The 13,897-nt window shown below is 63.2% G+C and carries 14 protein-coding genes and 1 other RNA gene; 9 read left to right on the plus strand and 6 right to left on the minus strand.

Annotated elements, in window-relative coordinates:
• Nucleotides 1-58: 58 nt before the first annotated feature.
• The 6 genes from NX05_RS11630 to NX05_RS11655 all read right to left on the minus strand — a co-directional run bounded on the left by NX05_RS11630 (nt 59) and on the right by NX05_RS11655 (nt 6,279).
• Nucleotides 59-694 (minus strand): glutathione S-transferase N-terminal domain-containing protein, encoded by a 636-nt coding sequence (locus NX05_RS11630; protein WP_010372598.1) that lies wholly within the window; start codon nt 692-694, stop codon nt 59-61.
• Between the two features lie 412 nt (nt 695-1,106).
• The gene (locus NX05_RS11635) at nt 1,107-1,865 is read right to left on the minus strand and encodes a cytochrome c1 (protein WP_026112891.1); all 759 of its coding nucleotides are present in this window, start codon (nt 1,863-1,865) and stop codon (nt 1,107-1,109) included.
• Nucleotides 1,858-3,117 (minus strand): cytochrome b, encoded by a 1,260-nt coding sequence (locus tag NX05_RS11640; RefSeq protein WP_010372592.1) that lies wholly within the window; start codon nt 3,115-3,117, stop codon nt 1,858-1,860. The genes NX05_RS11635 and NX05_RS11640 overlap by 8 nt, the downstream gene beginning before the upstream one ends.
• Nucleotides 3,117-3,761: a ubiquinol-cytochrome c reductase iron-sulfur subunit gene (gene petA / locus NX05_RS11645; protein WP_026112451.1), complete on the minus strand. Its 645-nt coding sequence runs from the start codon at nt 3,759-3,761 to the stop codon at nt 3,117-3,119. Before petA ends, NX05_RS11640 begins: the two co-directional genes overlap by 1 nt.
• 519 nt (nt 3,762-4,280) lie before the next feature.
• The gene (locus tag NX05_RS11650) at nt 4,281-5,267 is read right to left on the minus strand and encodes a lytic transglycosylase domain-containing protein (RefSeq protein ID WP_039434563.1); all 987 of its coding nucleotides are present in this window, start codon (nt 5,265-5,267) and stop codon (nt 4,281-4,283) included.
• Between the two features lie 49 nt (nt 5,268-5,316).
• Entirely contained in the window at nt 5,317-6,279 is a 963-nt protein-coding gene (locus tag NX05_RS11655) for a helix-turn-helix transcriptional regulator (RefSeq protein ID WP_017112345.1), read from the minus strand.
• A 101-nt stretch (nt 6,280-6,380) separates the two neighbouring features.
• Here NX05_RS11655 and NX05_RS11660 point away from each other — a divergent pair, with 101 nt between their 5' ends.
• The 9 genes from NX05_RS11660 to NX05_RS11695 all read left to right on the plus strand — a co-directional run bounded on the left by NX05_RS11660 (nt 6,381) and on the right by NX05_RS11695 (nt 13,890).
• The gene (locus tag NX05_RS11660) at nt 6,381-7,022 is read left to right on the plus strand and encodes a glutathione S-transferase family protein (protein WP_039434973.1); all 642 of its coding nucleotides are present in this window, start codon (nt 6,381-6,383) and stop codon (nt 7,020-7,022) included.
• Nucleotides 7,023-7,060: 38 nt separating this feature from the next.
• The gene (gene miaB, locus NX05_RS11665) at nt 7,061-8,515 is read left to right on the plus strand and encodes a tRNA (N6-isopentenyl adenosine(37)-C2)-methylthiotransferase MiaB (protein WP_039434558.1); all 1,455 of its coding nucleotides are present in this window, start codon (nt 7,061-7,063) and stop codon (nt 8,513-8,515) included.
• A 423-nt stretch (nt 8,516-8,938) separates the two neighbouring features.
• Nucleotides 8,939-9,928: a PhoH family protein gene (locus NX05_RS11670; protein ID WP_039434554.1), complete on the plus strand. Its 990-nt coding sequence runs from the start codon at nt 8,939-8,941 to the stop codon at nt 9,926-9,928.
• On the plus strand, nt 9,925-10,476 hold the full coding sequence (locus tag NX05_RS11675) for a hypothetical protein (RefSeq protein ID WP_039434550.1): 552 nt from the start codon (nt 9,925-9,927) through the stop codon (nt 10,474-10,476). Before NX05_RS11670 ends, NX05_RS11675 begins: the two co-directional genes overlap by 4 nt.
• A gap of 25 nt (nt 10,477-10,501) precedes the next feature.
• Entirely contained in the window at nt 10,502-10,987 is a 486-nt protein-coding gene (ybeY, locus tag NX05_RS11680) for an rRNA maturation RNase YbeY (RefSeq protein ID WP_039434548.1), read from the plus strand.
• Entirely contained in the window at nt 10,987-11,505 is a 519-nt protein-coding gene (locus NX05_RS11685) for a hypothetical protein (RefSeq protein ID WP_010372566.1), read from the plus strand. Before ybeY ends, NX05_RS11685 begins: the two co-directional genes overlap by 1 nt.
• 58 nt (nt 11,506-11,563) lie before the next feature.
• Nucleotides 11,564-11,641, plus strand: a non-coding RNA gene (locus tag NX05_RS22455) — sX9 sRNA.
• Nucleotides 11,642-11,743: 102 nt separating this feature from the next.
• A complete protein-coding gene (locus NX05_RS11690; protein ID WP_008571326.1) occupies nt 11,744-12,622 on the plus strand; it encodes a CorC family transporter in 879 nt (292 codons plus the stop codon).
• A 14-nt stretch (nt 12,623-12,636) separates the two neighbouring features.
• The gene (locus NX05_RS11695; RefSeq protein WP_116678098.1) at nt 12,637-13,890 is read left to right on the plus strand and encodes a lipoprotein N-acyltransferase Lnb domain-containing protein; all 1,254 of its coding nucleotides are present in this window, start codon (nt 12,637-12,639) and stop codon (nt 13,888-13,890) included.
• The last annotated feature ends 7 nt before the right edge of the window (nt 13,891-13,897 follow it).

Here is a 13,897-nt window from a genome sequence, read left to right on the forward strand (position 1 = left end):
CGACTCGTAGCGGCGGCTACGCGTGTGGAAGTCGGTCTGTTGGCATACAGCCGTCGCATCAGCCCGGCAGATCGCGCAGCTTCTTTTCCTGATCCGTCAGGCTGCGGATGAAACCGGGGTTGCGGAAAATGCGGTTGCCGTAATCCTCGATCGCCTTGCCATCCTTGGGCAGGCTGATCTCCAGCGCGTCCAGTCGCCAGATGATCGGCGCCATCGCGCAATCGGCCAGGCTCATTTCCGGATTGAGGAAGAATTTGCTGGCCTTGAACAACGGCACCGATGCAGTAAGCAGTTCTTTCAGACGCTTGCGCCCGGCCTCGGCCTGGGTCTTGTTGCCGAGCTGGACCGCTTGTACCTGCGGCACCCAATCGTGCTCAATGCGCAGCATCGCCAGGCGCAGACGCGCGCGCGATAGCGGGTCAACCGGCATCAGCGGCGGATGCGGATAGCGCTCGTCCAGGTACTCGCTGACGACCGACGCGGCGTACAGCACCAGGTCGCGTTCGACCAGCGTCGGCACCGAATGATAGGGATTGAGATCGATCAGATCTTCGGGAGGATTTTGCGGGTCGACCGGCACCAGGTCGTAGGTCACCCCTTTCGCCGCCAGGACCAGACGGACCCGGTGGCACAACACGTCGTCGTTGGACGAAAACAAAGTCAAGGTATTCCGCATACGCACACTCGTCGCCATTCAAGGCTCTCCGACGACCGGAATCCGCCGGTCGCATCGGTGCAGCCGGCCCAACGCCGACCGTCACCACGGTCTATCGAGTGTGCAATCACGTCACGCAAAAGCCAAGAGTGATAGGGCTTATTAACGTTCCGATAAGGCGGTTGTTGCGCTGTTACACGGAAACTGGGTGACGTGCGGGTGCCACAACGATATTGCAGGCCTCGACGTTGATGGCTTCAACAGAGGCGCTGCTGGTTTACCGGCCCTCACCCCAACCCCTCTCCCGACGGGAGAGGGGCTACGCTCTTCCACATGGGAAGAGGTTCAGAGGCTCAACGATACGGTGACATTTCAAGACATCTGCAGACACCTGCCCTGCATTGCATTCCCTCTTCATTGCGAGCAATGACAGCTGACGGCTACGCAGCGTTCAATGGACGTCCTTCCAATATTCCTTCTTCAGCAAATAGGCGATAAAGGTGAGCAGCGCCAGGAACAGTACCACCCACACGCCCAGGCTCTGGCGCTTCAGTGCAGCCGGTTCGCCGGCGTACTCAAGGAAGTTGGCGATATCGCGCACGGTCTGGTCGAACTCCACCGGCGTTTGGCGACCGGGCTGCCCCAGCTTCAAGGCTTCCACCGGCTTGTCGCCGGTCGCCTTGTCGGGCGGGCCGAATTGCGCCTGCTGCAAGCCTTGCAGCTCCCACAGCGGGTTGGGCATGGACGCGTTCGGGAACAGCTTGTTGTTCCAACCCAGCGGGCGAGTCTGATCCAGATAGAACGACTTGAGGTAGGTATAGACCCAGTCCGTTCCGCGTACGCGTGCGATCAAGGTCAGATCCGGTGGCGCCTTGCCGAACCACTTGGTCGCCGCATCGTGTGGCATGGTGCCTTCGATGTGTTCGCCGACTTTGGCACCGGTAAAGTTGAGGTTGGTCATGACCTCTTCTTCGCTCAAGCCCAAGTCGCTGGCCATGCGCGAATAACGCAGGTATTTCAGCGAATGGCAGCCGGAGCAGTAGTTCATGAACAACTGCGCGCCGCGTTGCAGCGAAGCGCGGTCGCTCAGGTCGTTGCCTGCCTGTTGCACTCCTCCACCTTCGGCTGCCATTACGCCACCGGCAATCAACAGGCCGCAGAGCAAGGCGACTACGCGCGACTTCCATGACGTCACGTTGGAGTTAGTCATGGGTGGTCACCCGTTCCGGCACCGGCTTGGTTTTGTCCAGCCGCGTCCACACCGGCATGGTGATGAAGAAGGCGAAATACAGGAAGGTCAGCACGCGCCCCACATAGGTCTCGTGCGCATCGGTACCGGGGCCGGAACCAATCACGCCCAACCACACGAAGCACACCACCAGCACACCCAACGCCGCCTTGGAAATCCAGCCGCGGTAGCGCACCGAGCGCACCTTGGCACGATCCAGCCAGGGCACCAGGAACAGGATCGCGATGGCCGAGAACATCACCAGCACGCCACCGAGCTTGTTCGGCACCACCCGCAACATTGCATAGTACGGTGTGTAGTACCACACCGGCTTGATGTGCTCCGGTGTCACCAACCGGTTGGCCTCGGTGAAGTTGTCGTGCTCCAGGAACAGGCCGCCAAACGCCGGCGCAAAAAAGATGATGAAGGCCGCGATCAGCAGCAGGAACCCGACACCAACCAGATCCTTGACCGTGTAATACGGATGGAACGGAATGCCATCGGCCGGCTTGTGCGCATCCCAACGATTGCCCTTGGGACCCTTCTTGATGTCCACGCCGTCTGGATTGTTGGAACCCACTTCGTGCAGCGCGCCGATGTGCAGCACGATCAACAGCAGCAGCACCAGCGGCAGCGCGATCACGTGCAGCGCAAAGAAGCGATTGAGCGTGGCATCGCCGGGCAGGTAGTCACCCATGATCCATTCGGTCAGCCCATTGCCGATCACCGGAATGGCGCCGAACAGCGAGATGATCACCTTGGCGCCCCAGAACGACATTTGCCCCCACGGCAGCACGTAGCCCATGAAGGCTTCGGCCATCAGCACCAGGTAGATCAGCATGCCGAGGATCCACACCAGCTCGCGCGGCTTCTGGTAACTGCCGTACATCAAGCCGCGGAACATGTGCAGATACACCACGATGAAGAACAGCGAGGCGCCGGTGCTGTGCATGTAGCGGATCAGCCAGCCCCACTCCACGTCGCGCATGATGTATTCGATCGAAGCGAATGCATCGGCGGCGCTGGTCTTGTAGTGCATCGTCAGGAAGATGCCGGTGACGATTTGATTCACCAGCACCACGATGGCCAGCGAGCCAAAGTAGTACCAGAGGTTGAAGTTCTTCGGCGCGTAGTACTCGCTGATATGCTTGCGGTACATGGGCATCAGCCCGGGCGCGCGCTCGTTGACCCAATCGAAGACGCCGTTGGCGGTACGGACCAGAACATTGCTCATCAGGCAGCCCCCGTGCTTTTGGCCGACGTACCGGCATTGTCGGGATCGACGCCGATCACCAAGGTGTTGTCGTCTACATAGTGGTGGGGGGGCACCAGTAGATTGATCGGTGCCGGCACGCCGTCGAAGACGCGGCCGGACATGTCGAACCGCGACTTGTGGCAAGGGCAGAAATAACCGCCCTTCCATTGCGGGTCGTAAGGCTCGGGGCGGATCTCGGCGACCATCTCCGGCGAGCAACCCAGGTGCGTACACAGCCCGACCAGCACCGAGATGTCGGACTTGATCGAGCGGTATTCCGGGTTCTTCAGCACGTACTCCGGCTGCTGATCCTTGTTCTCGGACTTGGGGTCCTTGAGCCGGTCATCCAGCGACGGGAGTGCGTCGAGCATTGCTTTGGAGCGCTTGACGATCCAGATTGGCTGACCGCGCCATTCAAGGACCATGCGCTGGCCTTCCTGCAAGGCGCTGATGTCGGCGGTTACCGGTGCGCCGGCCAACTTGGCACGTGCACTGGGATTCCACGACTTCACGAACGGAACTGCGACGAATCCTGCTCCGACCGCACCAACCACGGCGGTTGTCGCGCTTAAAAACCGACGACGCCCGAGATCAGCAGGTGCGTTAACCCCATCGTTGGCCATCCGGCTCTCCGATCTTGATTAGGTAGCGTGAGGCTGCCAACGGCTGGCGGGGGGTCCAGCCGCGATGAATCGACCGCAGTGTAGCGGAACGCTTAATGCACAGACAATGCAATGTACGCAGTCAGCCACATACGATGCAACGGCCGATGCAGAGGAGCGCCGATCATGTGGATCGCAGAGCACGTGGAAGGTGTGTTCGGCTGTGACGTAGTGCCGTACGTCGCCCGCGATAGCAATGCGTGCGTGCTGTGGCCCGTAGACATGGTGCAAGCGCAGCAAATACGATCGCCCACAATTCGCCGCGAGTATTGCAACGGACATCGCCAATACGAAAGCAATCTGCCCGCCGCACTTTGCCCAGCGCTCTGACGAGCATCACCATATAGTGTGGCTGCGAACGTAACCAGCAATCGTCGGGCAGCCCTGGATTCCGCAGGGGCGAGGTGTATGCGACGTGCAAGACCCGAGCACCAGCCGCGCTCGCCTGCTGGCCGGCCGCACCGTCGTTCGTTAGCCGCGTTAGTTAGCCACAGTCGCGTGGCCACGATAGCGGCCGGCCAATACGCCCACACGTTGCACGTAACGCTGGGTCTCGCTATATGGTGGCACGCCGCCATAACGGTCCACCGCGCCCTCGCCCGCGTTGTAGCCGGCAGCAGCCAGGGTAAGGTCGCCATTGAAGCGTTTCAGCAGCCAGGACAGATACTGCACGCCGCCGCGAATATTTTGCGTTGCATCATAGGCGTCACTGACACCGAAGCGGCGTGCGGTACCCGGCATCAACTGCATCAGGCCTTGTGCGCCAGCGCGACTGAGCGCAAGCGGGTTGTAGGCCGATTCGGCGTGGATGATGGCGCGCACGATCGATTCCTCTACCCCAAACTCGTGCGCCGCCGCTGCGATTTCCTGCTGATAGGCGTTGGTGTTGAGGCGGATCGCACCGAAGTTGACGCCAGGCTTGGCACCGCAGGCGTAGCAGGTTTCGATAAAACTGTAATGGATGGTGCGCAGGCCTTCGATGCTAGCGACCTGGCGCGGACGGGTGCTGGTGTAGTGGCGCACACCGTCCTTCATATAGGAGTACACCTGCCCGCTGACCACCCTGCGTGGGTTGACCGCTGCTGCCGCTGGCGAGGGCACCACCGAGGTGGCCGACGCCGGCAACGCACGCGGCGCCAGCGTCGAAGCGACCTCGGCAGCACGGCGTGGCGAGTGGCTGACCGGCTGGCTGATGATAGTGGCCGGCGCGCCGCTGTCGATAGTGGCCATGCTGCGCGCAGGGCTGGCGGACATGCCCGCTGCCGCTGGCACGGACGGTGGCAAACGACGGACAGAGCGATCCGGCGTGTAGCTGCTGATGACGCTGCAAGTAGCGCCACTCTGGCGCTTGCTCAGATAGCTGGTGATGCCGTCGCCGCTGACGCACTTGTACAGCGTGCCGGCGCTGACCGGCGCAGCCGACAACGTGACAAGCAGTAGCCCCAGCAATCTTGACTTCCCCTTCATGCGGCGCAGTGTCCCAGCTTGCCCAGGGCTTGCCAAGTGGCGGCCAGCCTTACTGCGGGAGCCGATCCAGTTGCCCGCGCAATGCGTTCAGCGCCTGGGTCAGCGCGGTACGCGCTTCGGCCGGCGCAATCGCGTCGAACGGCAGGTCTAGCAGCAACAGGTTGGCCGCCAGCGCGGGCATGCTCGGCGCACCAAGACCCAGCCAGCAACGCGCAGGGCCATCCGCCTCCAAGGCACCCAACCAAGGCGGGATGCGGGCTGCCAATGTCTCCACAGTCCCGGCCAGGCGGACCCGCGCCCGGCACGGGAACGGCGCCTCGCCAATGGCTTTGCGCAACAGCTGCAGCGGTTCCTCGGGCAATGCGCGGGCGGTGAACCGCGTGCCGGTGGCGACCGCCTGATCGATCCGGTCCACGCGCAGGCTACGCCAGTCCTGACGCTCGCAGTCCCAGACCAGCAGATACCAGCGCCGCCCGTAGTTCACCAGCAGCGCCGGCTCGACGTTGCGGGTGAAGGCCGCGCCGGAATGGCGCCGATAGTCCAGCCGCAACGTGACCCGGTCGCGGCAGGCAGCGGCAAGCTGTGCGAGCAAGGCCGCATCGACCAGCGGTTCCGTTTCGGCGGCCGGCATGCTGGCCATGGCGGCATGCGCGGCACTGGCACGCTGGCCGCTGCGCGGCAGCAGCGGGTCCAGTTTGGCCATTACGCGTGCGGCCGCGGCATCCATGCCGCGCACGGCCGGTGCGGCGGCGCGCAAGGCAACCGCCACCGTCAGCGCCTCGTCTTCTTCAAATAGCAGTGGTAACGCCGCCGCGCCCTGCCCCAGACGGTAACCACCGCCGCTGCCAGGCGCGGCGCGCACCGGGTAACCCAATTCGCGCAGGCGCTCGATATCGCGCCGCAGACTGCGCGGATGAATGTCCAAGCGCTCTGCCAGAGCCACGCCAGACCAGCTGCGGCCACCTTGCAGCAGGGAAAGCAGACGCAACAGACGGGCAGCGGTAGAAGCCATCGCGCCACCGTATTGCGGACAGAAACTGTCCGCAAGCGCCCCGTAAGATCGGCACATCAGCCATGACCCGCTTCGTCACCGCAGTCAGCGTGGAGACCGTAATGCCCGACGACCGCCATATCACCCTCTTCCATAATCCCCGCTCCCGCTCGCGTGGCGTTCTGGTGCTGCTGGAAGAACTGGGCGCGACCTACAGCGTGCACCCCATCGATCTGGAAAAGGAGCAACAGCGCACGCCGGAATTCCTTGCGATCAACCCCATGGGCAAGATCCCGACCATTGTTCATAGCAGCAGCGTGGTCACCGAACAGGGCGCCATCTACCAATATCTGGCAGAGCTCTACCCGGAAGCCGGTTTGTCGCCCGCGCCGGGCGATGCCGACCGTGGTGCCTACCTGCGCTGGTTGGCGTTCTATGGCTCGGCCTTCGAACCGGCGATCATGGATCTTGCGCTCAAGCGTGACGCGCCGCCGCGCTCGCTCTCGCCCTACGCCAGCGCCGACACCGTGCTGGCGGTGGTTGATGCGCAGCTGGCAAAGGGCGATTACGTGCTGGGCTGTCGCTGCAGTGCGGCCGATGTGCTGTGGGGTGGCGCGCTGGCGTGGATGGTGGAATTTGGCCTGATCGACCCGCCCGCACCCACCCGCGCCTACATCGCCCGGATGGCTGCACGCCCGGCAGTGGCGCGCGCCCAGGCGGTCGATGCCCCCGCCGGGGCGGACGCTGCTGGCGCAAGCGGGTAAACTGGGCGGCTATCTTCTACCCGTCTGGAATAAGCGCCATGCCCGGGACATCCGTTTCCGACCTGTCCACGGCCACCGCCGTGGATGCACCCGCCCTGTTGCCATTGCCCGTGGCGCGCCCGTCCGCGCCTGCCGTGGTGCGCGGCAAGCTCTATATAAAGACCCACGGGTGCCAGATGAACGAGTACGACTCGGCCAAGATGGCCGACGTACTCGCTGCTTCCGAAGGCCTGGAGCTGACCGATAACCCGGAAGATGCGGACGTGGTGTTGGTGAACACCTGCTCCATCCGCGAAAAGGCGCAGGAAAAGGTCTTCAGCCAGTTGGGGCGCTGGAAGGCACTGAAGGCCGGCGGCAAGCCGGTGATCATCGGCGTTGGTGGCTGCGTGGCCTCGCAGGAAGGCGAAGCCATCGTCAAGCGTGCGCCTTACGTAGACCTGGTGTTCGGCCCGCAGACTTTGCACCGGTTGCCGGAGCTGATCCGTGCCCGGCGCGAATCGGGCAAGTCGCAGGTGGACATCAGCTTCCCGGAGATCGAGAAGTTCGATCGCCTGCCCGAGCCGCGGGCCGATGGCCCGTCGGCGTTCGTGTCGATCATGGAGGGCTGCTCCAAATACTGCTCGTTCTGCGTGGTGCCCTACACCCGTGGCGAAGAAGTCAGCCGGCCGTTCGAAGACGTGCTGGTGGAAGTGGCGCAATTGGCAGCGCAAGGCGTGCGCGAGATCAACCTGCTCGGCCAGAACGTCAATGCGTATCGCGGTGCGTACGGCGCCGATGCCGGCGACGCCGCGCAGTACGCCGATCTGGGCTTGTTGATTCGCACCATTGCGCAAATCGACGGCATCGGCCGGATCCGTTTCACTACTTCGCACCCGCTGGAGTTTTCCGATTCGCTGGTGGATGCGTACCGCGATGTGCCGCAGCTGGCCAACTATCTGCATCTGCCGGTGCAAGCAGGCAGCGACCGCATTCTGTCGGCGATGAAGCGTGGCTACACCGCGCTGGAATTCAAATCCAAGATCCGCAAGCTGCGTGCGGTGCGCCCGGATATTTCGATCAGTTCGGATTTCATCGTCGGCTTTCCCGGCGAAACCGAAGCGGACTTCGAAAAGACCATGAAACTGATTGAAGACGTGGGCTTCGACCAGAGCTTTTCGTTCGTGTATTCGCGTCGCCCCGGCACCCCGGCATCGGACCTGCAGGACGACACGCCGGAAGCGGTGAAGCAGGCGCGTCTTGCGCGTCTGCAAGCCCACATCAGCGCGCATGCGGCAAGCATTTCGCAATCGATGGTGGACAGCGTGCAACGCGTGCTGGTGGAAGGCCCCTCGCGGCGCGACCCGAACGAATTGACCGGCAAGAGCGAGAACATGCGCCCGGTGAATTTCCCGGGCAACCCGCGTTTGATTGGGCAGTTCGTGGACGTGTTGATCACCGAGGCGATGAGCAATTCGCTGCGTGGGCGCATCCAATTGGACGACAGCGCGCGGTGATGGCGCGTGGGCGCTGCGCAATGCCGCGCCCCTTCAAGCAGCGCAACGACGCGCCGAAGCGTGTCGGGCGCAATGGTCAAAATTTCACCACCCATCTGCAGCGCCTTGCAGCGTAAGGCCTCGCTGCACTTACCCACAGGCTTTGCCGAATTCGATCCACATCCTGTGTGGACAACCCAGTCGGCACTGGCGTTTTTTTCACCACCGGCCCAGCAGACCCTGTGCCAGTAAGCGCGACGAATTTTATCCACAGGTTAGTGATGCGTGACTCCACAGCGCTTGTGGAAAACCTGCGCGCTTCTGCAGACGGCTGCATGTCCGCAGTACCGCGCAGCCCGGTGTGTTGGTGGGATCACATGCTGCGCGCTACCCTTTTGATCCCGCCCTGCCGACGCGCACCTGCGTGCGCTGTCCAATCTAATCATGAACGCATCAGCACACCGCGACTTCACCCTGAAGCCCGAGGATACCGAGCGGCTGGCCAATCTGGCCGGCCCGTTCGATGCGCATCTGCGCCAGATCGAACTCAAGCTTGGCGTCGAGATCGCCAACCGCGGCAACATCTTCCGGGTCACTGGACCGGAGCCGGCCATCACCGCCACGCAGTCGCTGTTGACCGCGTTATATCAAGAAGCCGCTGCCACCACCTTCGACACCCACGCGATCCATCTGCGGCTCAACGATGCCAATCTCGACCAGGTCGTCGAGCGCGCGTATCAGGCGCAGGATGTCGCCATCAAGGTCAAGCGCGGCACCGTGCGTGGCCGGGGTGCTAACCAGGCCAAATACCTGCATGCGATTGCCACGCACGACATCAATTTTGGTATCGGCCCGGCCGGTACCGGCAAGACCTTCCTGGCGGTAGCGTGCGCGGTAGAGGCGCTCAACGAATCGCGTGTGCAGCGCTTGATCCTGGTGCGCCCGGCGGTGGAAGCCGGTGAGAAGCTGGGCTTTTTGCCAGGCGATCTCAGCCAGAAGGTCGACCCGTACCTGCGCCCACTCTATGACGCGCTGTACGAAATGCTGGGCGTGGAAAAAGTGGTCAAGCTGCTGGAGCGCAACGTCATCGAAATTGCGCCGCTGGCGTACATGCGCGGCCGCACGCTAAACGATGCGTACGTGATTCTGGACGAGGCGCAAAACACCACCATCGAGCAGATGAAGATGTTCCTGACCCGCCTGGGCTTCGGCTCCACGGCGGTGGTGACCGGCGACCTCACCCAGATCGATCTGCCCAAGCACGTCAAATCCGGCCTGCGCGATGCGATCGAAGTTCTGCGCGAAGTGGAAGGCACCAGTTTCACGTTTTTCGAAGCACGCGACGTTGTGCGTCATCCCTTGGTGCAGCGCATTGTGACTGCCTATGACAAGCGTGATCAGCAGGAAAACGCGACCAAGGGCAACGCTGAGTGAGCCCTCGCATTGCCAGTCTGGTGTTGGCAAGCGGACTGGCAGCCGTGGGGGCGATCAACGCGACCGAAGCGCCACGTCCTTCTGGCATTTCGATCGTGGATCGCGATGTGATTCCGGCAACCCAGGTCACGCCACCGTGCGTTTCACTGGCCGCCGAGCAGACCAGCGTCAGCATTCCGACTGCGTATCTGGAAGACCTGGCAAATCAGGCGCAAGGCGACATGCAGAACAGTAATGATCCTGCGCGAGTCGCGTACTGGAAGGGCCGCAGCGCGCGCTGGCTACTGGACCTGGCGGGAACAGTGCGCGATGCAAAGGGCTGTGACAGCTCGCCGATCGCGCACGCGCATCGCTCGAGCCAACGGCTGGCCGTCACCCTGTTGGAAAGCGGTATTGCGGCCGTCTGGGTGCACGATCAGCCCGGGTTTGTTTCAAGGTTGCGGGCGCGGGACTACAATCGCGATTGCGCGCGCGGTCCGCTCGGCAGTTCCAGTTACCGCGTGGCCAACGGGCCCGCGGTGATGCTGCTGGTCACCTGCATGCGTTGACCCTTTAGCTCAGGAAGCCTTTGCCATGACCCGTGGACCTGTCCGCCTCGACGTTGCCGTCAGTTACGCGCTGCCGCGCGCCGGCTTGCCGTCGGCGGTGAGCTTTCGCAAGTGGGTGGCCGCTGCGCTGAAGGGACGCATCCGCGAGGCCGACCTGGCAGTGCGCGTGGTCGACGAGAAGGAAGGCTGCTCGCTCAATCATCATTACCGCGGCAAGGACTACGCCACCAACGTGCTGAGCTTCCCCGCCGAGCTGCCGAAAGGTCTGCCCCAGGGCATCAAGATGCCGCTGCTGGGCGATTTGGTGATCTGCGCACCGGTGGTAGCACGTGAGGCCGCCGAGCAAGGCAAATCGCTGGCCGCACACTACGCGCACCTCACCGTGCACGGCACCTTGCACCTGCTCGGCTGGGATCACGAAGACGACAAGGAGGCCGACGCGATGGAGCAACTCGAACGCGAGATCCTGGCCGACCTCGGCATCGACGACCCGTACGCGGGAGAGCAGTGATGCGTCGTTGCATTGCCGGTGCCCTGCTACTGCTGAACGTACCCGGCGCATGGGCACAAACTGCGCCGGTGCGGCCGGACCTGCCGGCGTTGATCGAATGCCGCCAGCGCATCGGCGACTTCAGCGCGCTGGCGCCGGTGCTGGCCGACCCGCTCAAAGCAGTCGCATTAGGCTGGACGCCGCTGGATCAATCCAACCTGTTCATGACCGAATACACGCTCAACACGCCGATCAGCGTGTTCGGCCACAGCACCACCCACATCGCGTTTTCCGGTGCCAGCGTCATGGCGATCCTGGACCTGCCCGACCCGCGCCCGCTCGCCAAGCAATTGAACCTGGAACTGGGCGTGGATAACGCCGAGAAGGTGATGTACGGGCGTGAGTTGGTCAGCGAAGACACCACCAACCCCAAGACCGGCGAGGCGATGATCGAATCGGTCGTGCTGAGCGTGACCAACGTCAAATCGCATCCCGGCAAGACCGTGGTTGGCTGCGGCTACAGCCTGGATCTGCCCTAAGAGCCGCCAACAAAACGATTGCGCCGCCGTGCGGGCACGGCCGGCGCGCGGAATCGGCATGTACCACTCGTACACTGCGGTTCCGAGCGCGGCGTGCACACCGGTCTGACGACCGCTCGCTATGTTTTTGTTAGCCGACCTGAGCCTCACCAGGCAACGGCGCATCCACAGCGCCTTGCCGGCTTCCTGCTAGACTGATGGCTAACGCCTGGTTTGCCGGGTGCCCTTCCCCGTCACGATGTCCGAAGACGACAGTAGCCAATCCCCCGAAACACCGGAAAAACGCCGTAGCTGGCTCGAGCGCCTCAGCGCTGCCTTCTCTGGCGAACCCCACACCCGCGACGAACTCGTCGCCTTGCTGCGGACCGCCGAACAGGACGGTCTTATCGCCGCAGACACCTTGCGCATGATGGAAGGCGCGATTTCCGTGTCCGAGCTCACCGTGGGCGATGTAATGATCTCGCGCTCGCAGATGGTCTCGCTGCCAGTGGAAGCGCGTTTTATCGACCTGATGAAGCAGGTGGTCGAATCCGGCCATTCGCGCTTCCCGGTCCACGGCGAGAACAAGGACGAAGTGCTCGGCATCCTGCTGGCCAAGGACCTGCTGCGCGGCGTTGTGGCCGACAACGGCCCTGGCAATGTGCGCGAATTGCTGCGCCCGGCGGTGCTGATCCCCGAATCCAAGAAGCTCAACGTCTTGCTCAAGGAATTTCGCCTCTCGCGCAATCACATGGCGATCGTGGTGGACGAGTACGGCGGTGTCGCCGGGCTGGTCACCATCGAGGACGTGCTGGAGCAGATCGTCGGCGAGATCGACGACGAGCACGACGATGCCGAAGAAGAGAATTCGCTCATCGCGATCCAGGCCGATGGACGCTATGTGGTTGATGCGTTGACGCCGATCGAAGACTTCAACGAGCGCTTCGGTGCCGAGTTCCCCGACGACGAATACGACACCGTCGGCGGGCTGGTCACCGATGCGATCGGGCATCTGCCTGAAACCGGCGAGGAGCTTACGCTGGGGCGGTTTGCGTTTCGGGTGGCCAAGGCCGATGCGCGGCGCGTGCATGCCTTCCACGTCACCATTCTGCCGCCCGACCCGCAGGACGACGCTTGAACCTGTCGCATGGCATGACCGTTGCAGCGCACGTGCGCTGCAGCGCCCGGCGTTGGGCTGCATGCTGGCTGCTGGTATTGCTGGCGCTGTTAGTGACGCCGGCTACTTTCGCGCAAGCGCCCGCGCCGGACGCCGCTACTGCTCCCCAATCGGCGCCACGCGTCGGCGTGGTGACCATGCAACCTGGCGACGTGTTCTTCGAGCGCTTCGGCCACGATGCCATTGTGGTGGTCGACCCGCGCACGCAACAGGCCACCTCCTACAATTTCGGCTTCTTCGACCCGAGCGAGCCGGATTTCGTGCCGCGTTTTGCGCGCGGCGAAATGATGTACTACCTGGTCGCGCTGCCGCTGGAAGAAGACCTGTCGCAATATCGCGACGCTGGCCGCGGTGTCAGCATTCAGTGGCTGGATCTGCCGCCCGACCAGGCACGTGCGCTGGCCGACGGTCTTGCGGTGCGTAGCCAGCCGGAAAATGCGCGCTACCACTACGATTACTTCATGGCCAACTGCGCCACCATGGTCCGCGACACCCTGGACCGTGCGATGGGCGGCGCGCTCAAATCGCAACTGGCCGGCCGCTCGCGTGGCAACACCTTCCGCAGCGAAGCGATTCGCCTGGCCTCGCCTGCCCCATGGATGTGGCTGGGCTTCGACCTGGGCCTGGGGCCGTACGCAGACCGTCCGTTGTCGCGTTGGGAAGAAGCCTTCGTGCCGATGCGGCTGGCTGACAGCCTGACCCAAGTGCACAACAGTGCCGGTCGCCCGTTGGTGCAATCCACGCAGGTGTTGCTGCCGCATCGCATCGCGCCGGAGCCGGCCGAACAGCAGCGACACTGGTGGCCTTGGCTGTTGACCGGGCTCATCGTCGCCGCAGGTGTGCTGGCCTTGGGTCGCAGGCAGCGCCTGCTGGCCGGACTGGCGTTACCGCTGTGGCTGTTCTGCGCCATCGGCGGCGGGCTGTTGGTGTATCTGTGGGGATTCACCGCGCATCAATCGGCATGGGCCAACCGCAATCTATTGCTGGTCAACCCGCTATGTGTCTTGCTGTGGTTCGGTGGCATCCGGCTGCAGTTGGGCCATCGGCCGGGCCGCTGGTTCACCGTGCTGTCCTGGGTGGTTGCGGCAGGTGCGCTGGTGGCGTTGCTGATTCACTGGCTGTCGTTCCAGGCGCAGGACAACCTGCAATGGGTCATGCTGCTGTTGCCGATCCACACCGCGCTCGCAATTGCCCTGCGGCCGCGTGACCTGCCCGTCCGCACGCGCTGACTTTAAG

The sequence above is a fragment of the Xanthomonas vasicola genome, from assembly GCF_000772705.2.
Classification (GTDB): Bacteria; Pseudomonadota; Gammaproteobacteria; order Xanthomonadales; family Xanthomonadaceae; genus Xanthomonas; species Xanthomonas vasicola.

What these genes read in the sequence shown, in the direction of transcription:
- NX05_RS11685 (WP_010372566.1), top strand. Translation starts at nt 10,987, where the DNA reads ATGCGTCGTTGCATTGCCGGTGCCCTGCTACTGCTGAACGTACCCGGC.
- NX05_RS11635 (WP_026112891.1), bottom strand. Translation starts at nt 1,865, where the DNA reads ATGACTAACTCCAACGTGACGTCATGGAAGTCGCGCGTAGTCGCCTTG.
- NX05_RS11640 (WP_010372592.1), bottom strand. Translation starts at nt 3,117, where the DNA reads ATGAGCAATGTTCTGGTCCGTACCGCCAACGGCGTCTTCGATTGGGTC.
- NX05_RS11695 (WP_116678098.1), top strand. Translation starts at nt 12,637, where the DNA reads ATGACCGTTGCAGCGCACGTGCGCTGCAGCGCCCGGCGTTGGGCTGCA.
- NX05_RS11690 (WP_008571326.1), top strand. Translation starts at nt 11,744, where the DNA reads ATGTCCGAAGACGACAGTAGCCAATCCCCCGAAACACCGGAAAAACGC.
- miaB (WP_039434558.1), top strand. Translation starts at nt 7,061, where the DNA reads ATGCCCGGGACATCCGTTTCCGACCTGTCCACGGCCACCGCCGTGGAT.
- NX05_RS11650 (WP_039434563.1), bottom strand. Translation starts at nt 5,267, where the DNA reads ATGAAGGGGAAGTCAAGATTGCTGGGGCTACTGCTTGTCACGTTGTCG.
- petA (WP_026112451.1), bottom strand. Translation starts at nt 3,761, where the DNA reads ATGGCCAACGATGGGGTTAACGCACCTGCTGATCTCGGGCGTCGTCGG.
- NX05_RS11655 (WP_017112345.1), bottom strand. Translation starts at nt 6,279, where the DNA reads ATGGCTTCTACCGCTGCCCGTCTGTTGCGTCTGCTTTCCCTGCTGCAA.
- ybeY (WP_039434548.1), top strand. Translation starts at nt 10,502, where the DNA reads ATGACCCGTGGACCTGTCCGCCTCGACGTTGCCGTCAGTTACGCGCTG.
- NX05_RS11660 (WP_039434973.1), top strand. Translation starts at nt 6,381, where the DNA reads ATGCCCGACGACCGCCATATCACCCTCTTCCATAATCCCCGCTCCCGC.
- NX05_RS11670 (WP_039434554.1), top strand. Translation starts at nt 8,939, where the DNA reads ATGAACGCATCAGCACACCGCGACTTCACCCTGAAGCCCGAGGATACC.
- NX05_RS11630 (WP_010372598.1), bottom strand. Translation starts at nt 694, where the DNA reads ATGGCGACGAGTGTGCGTATGCGGAATACCTTGACTTTGTTTTCGTCC.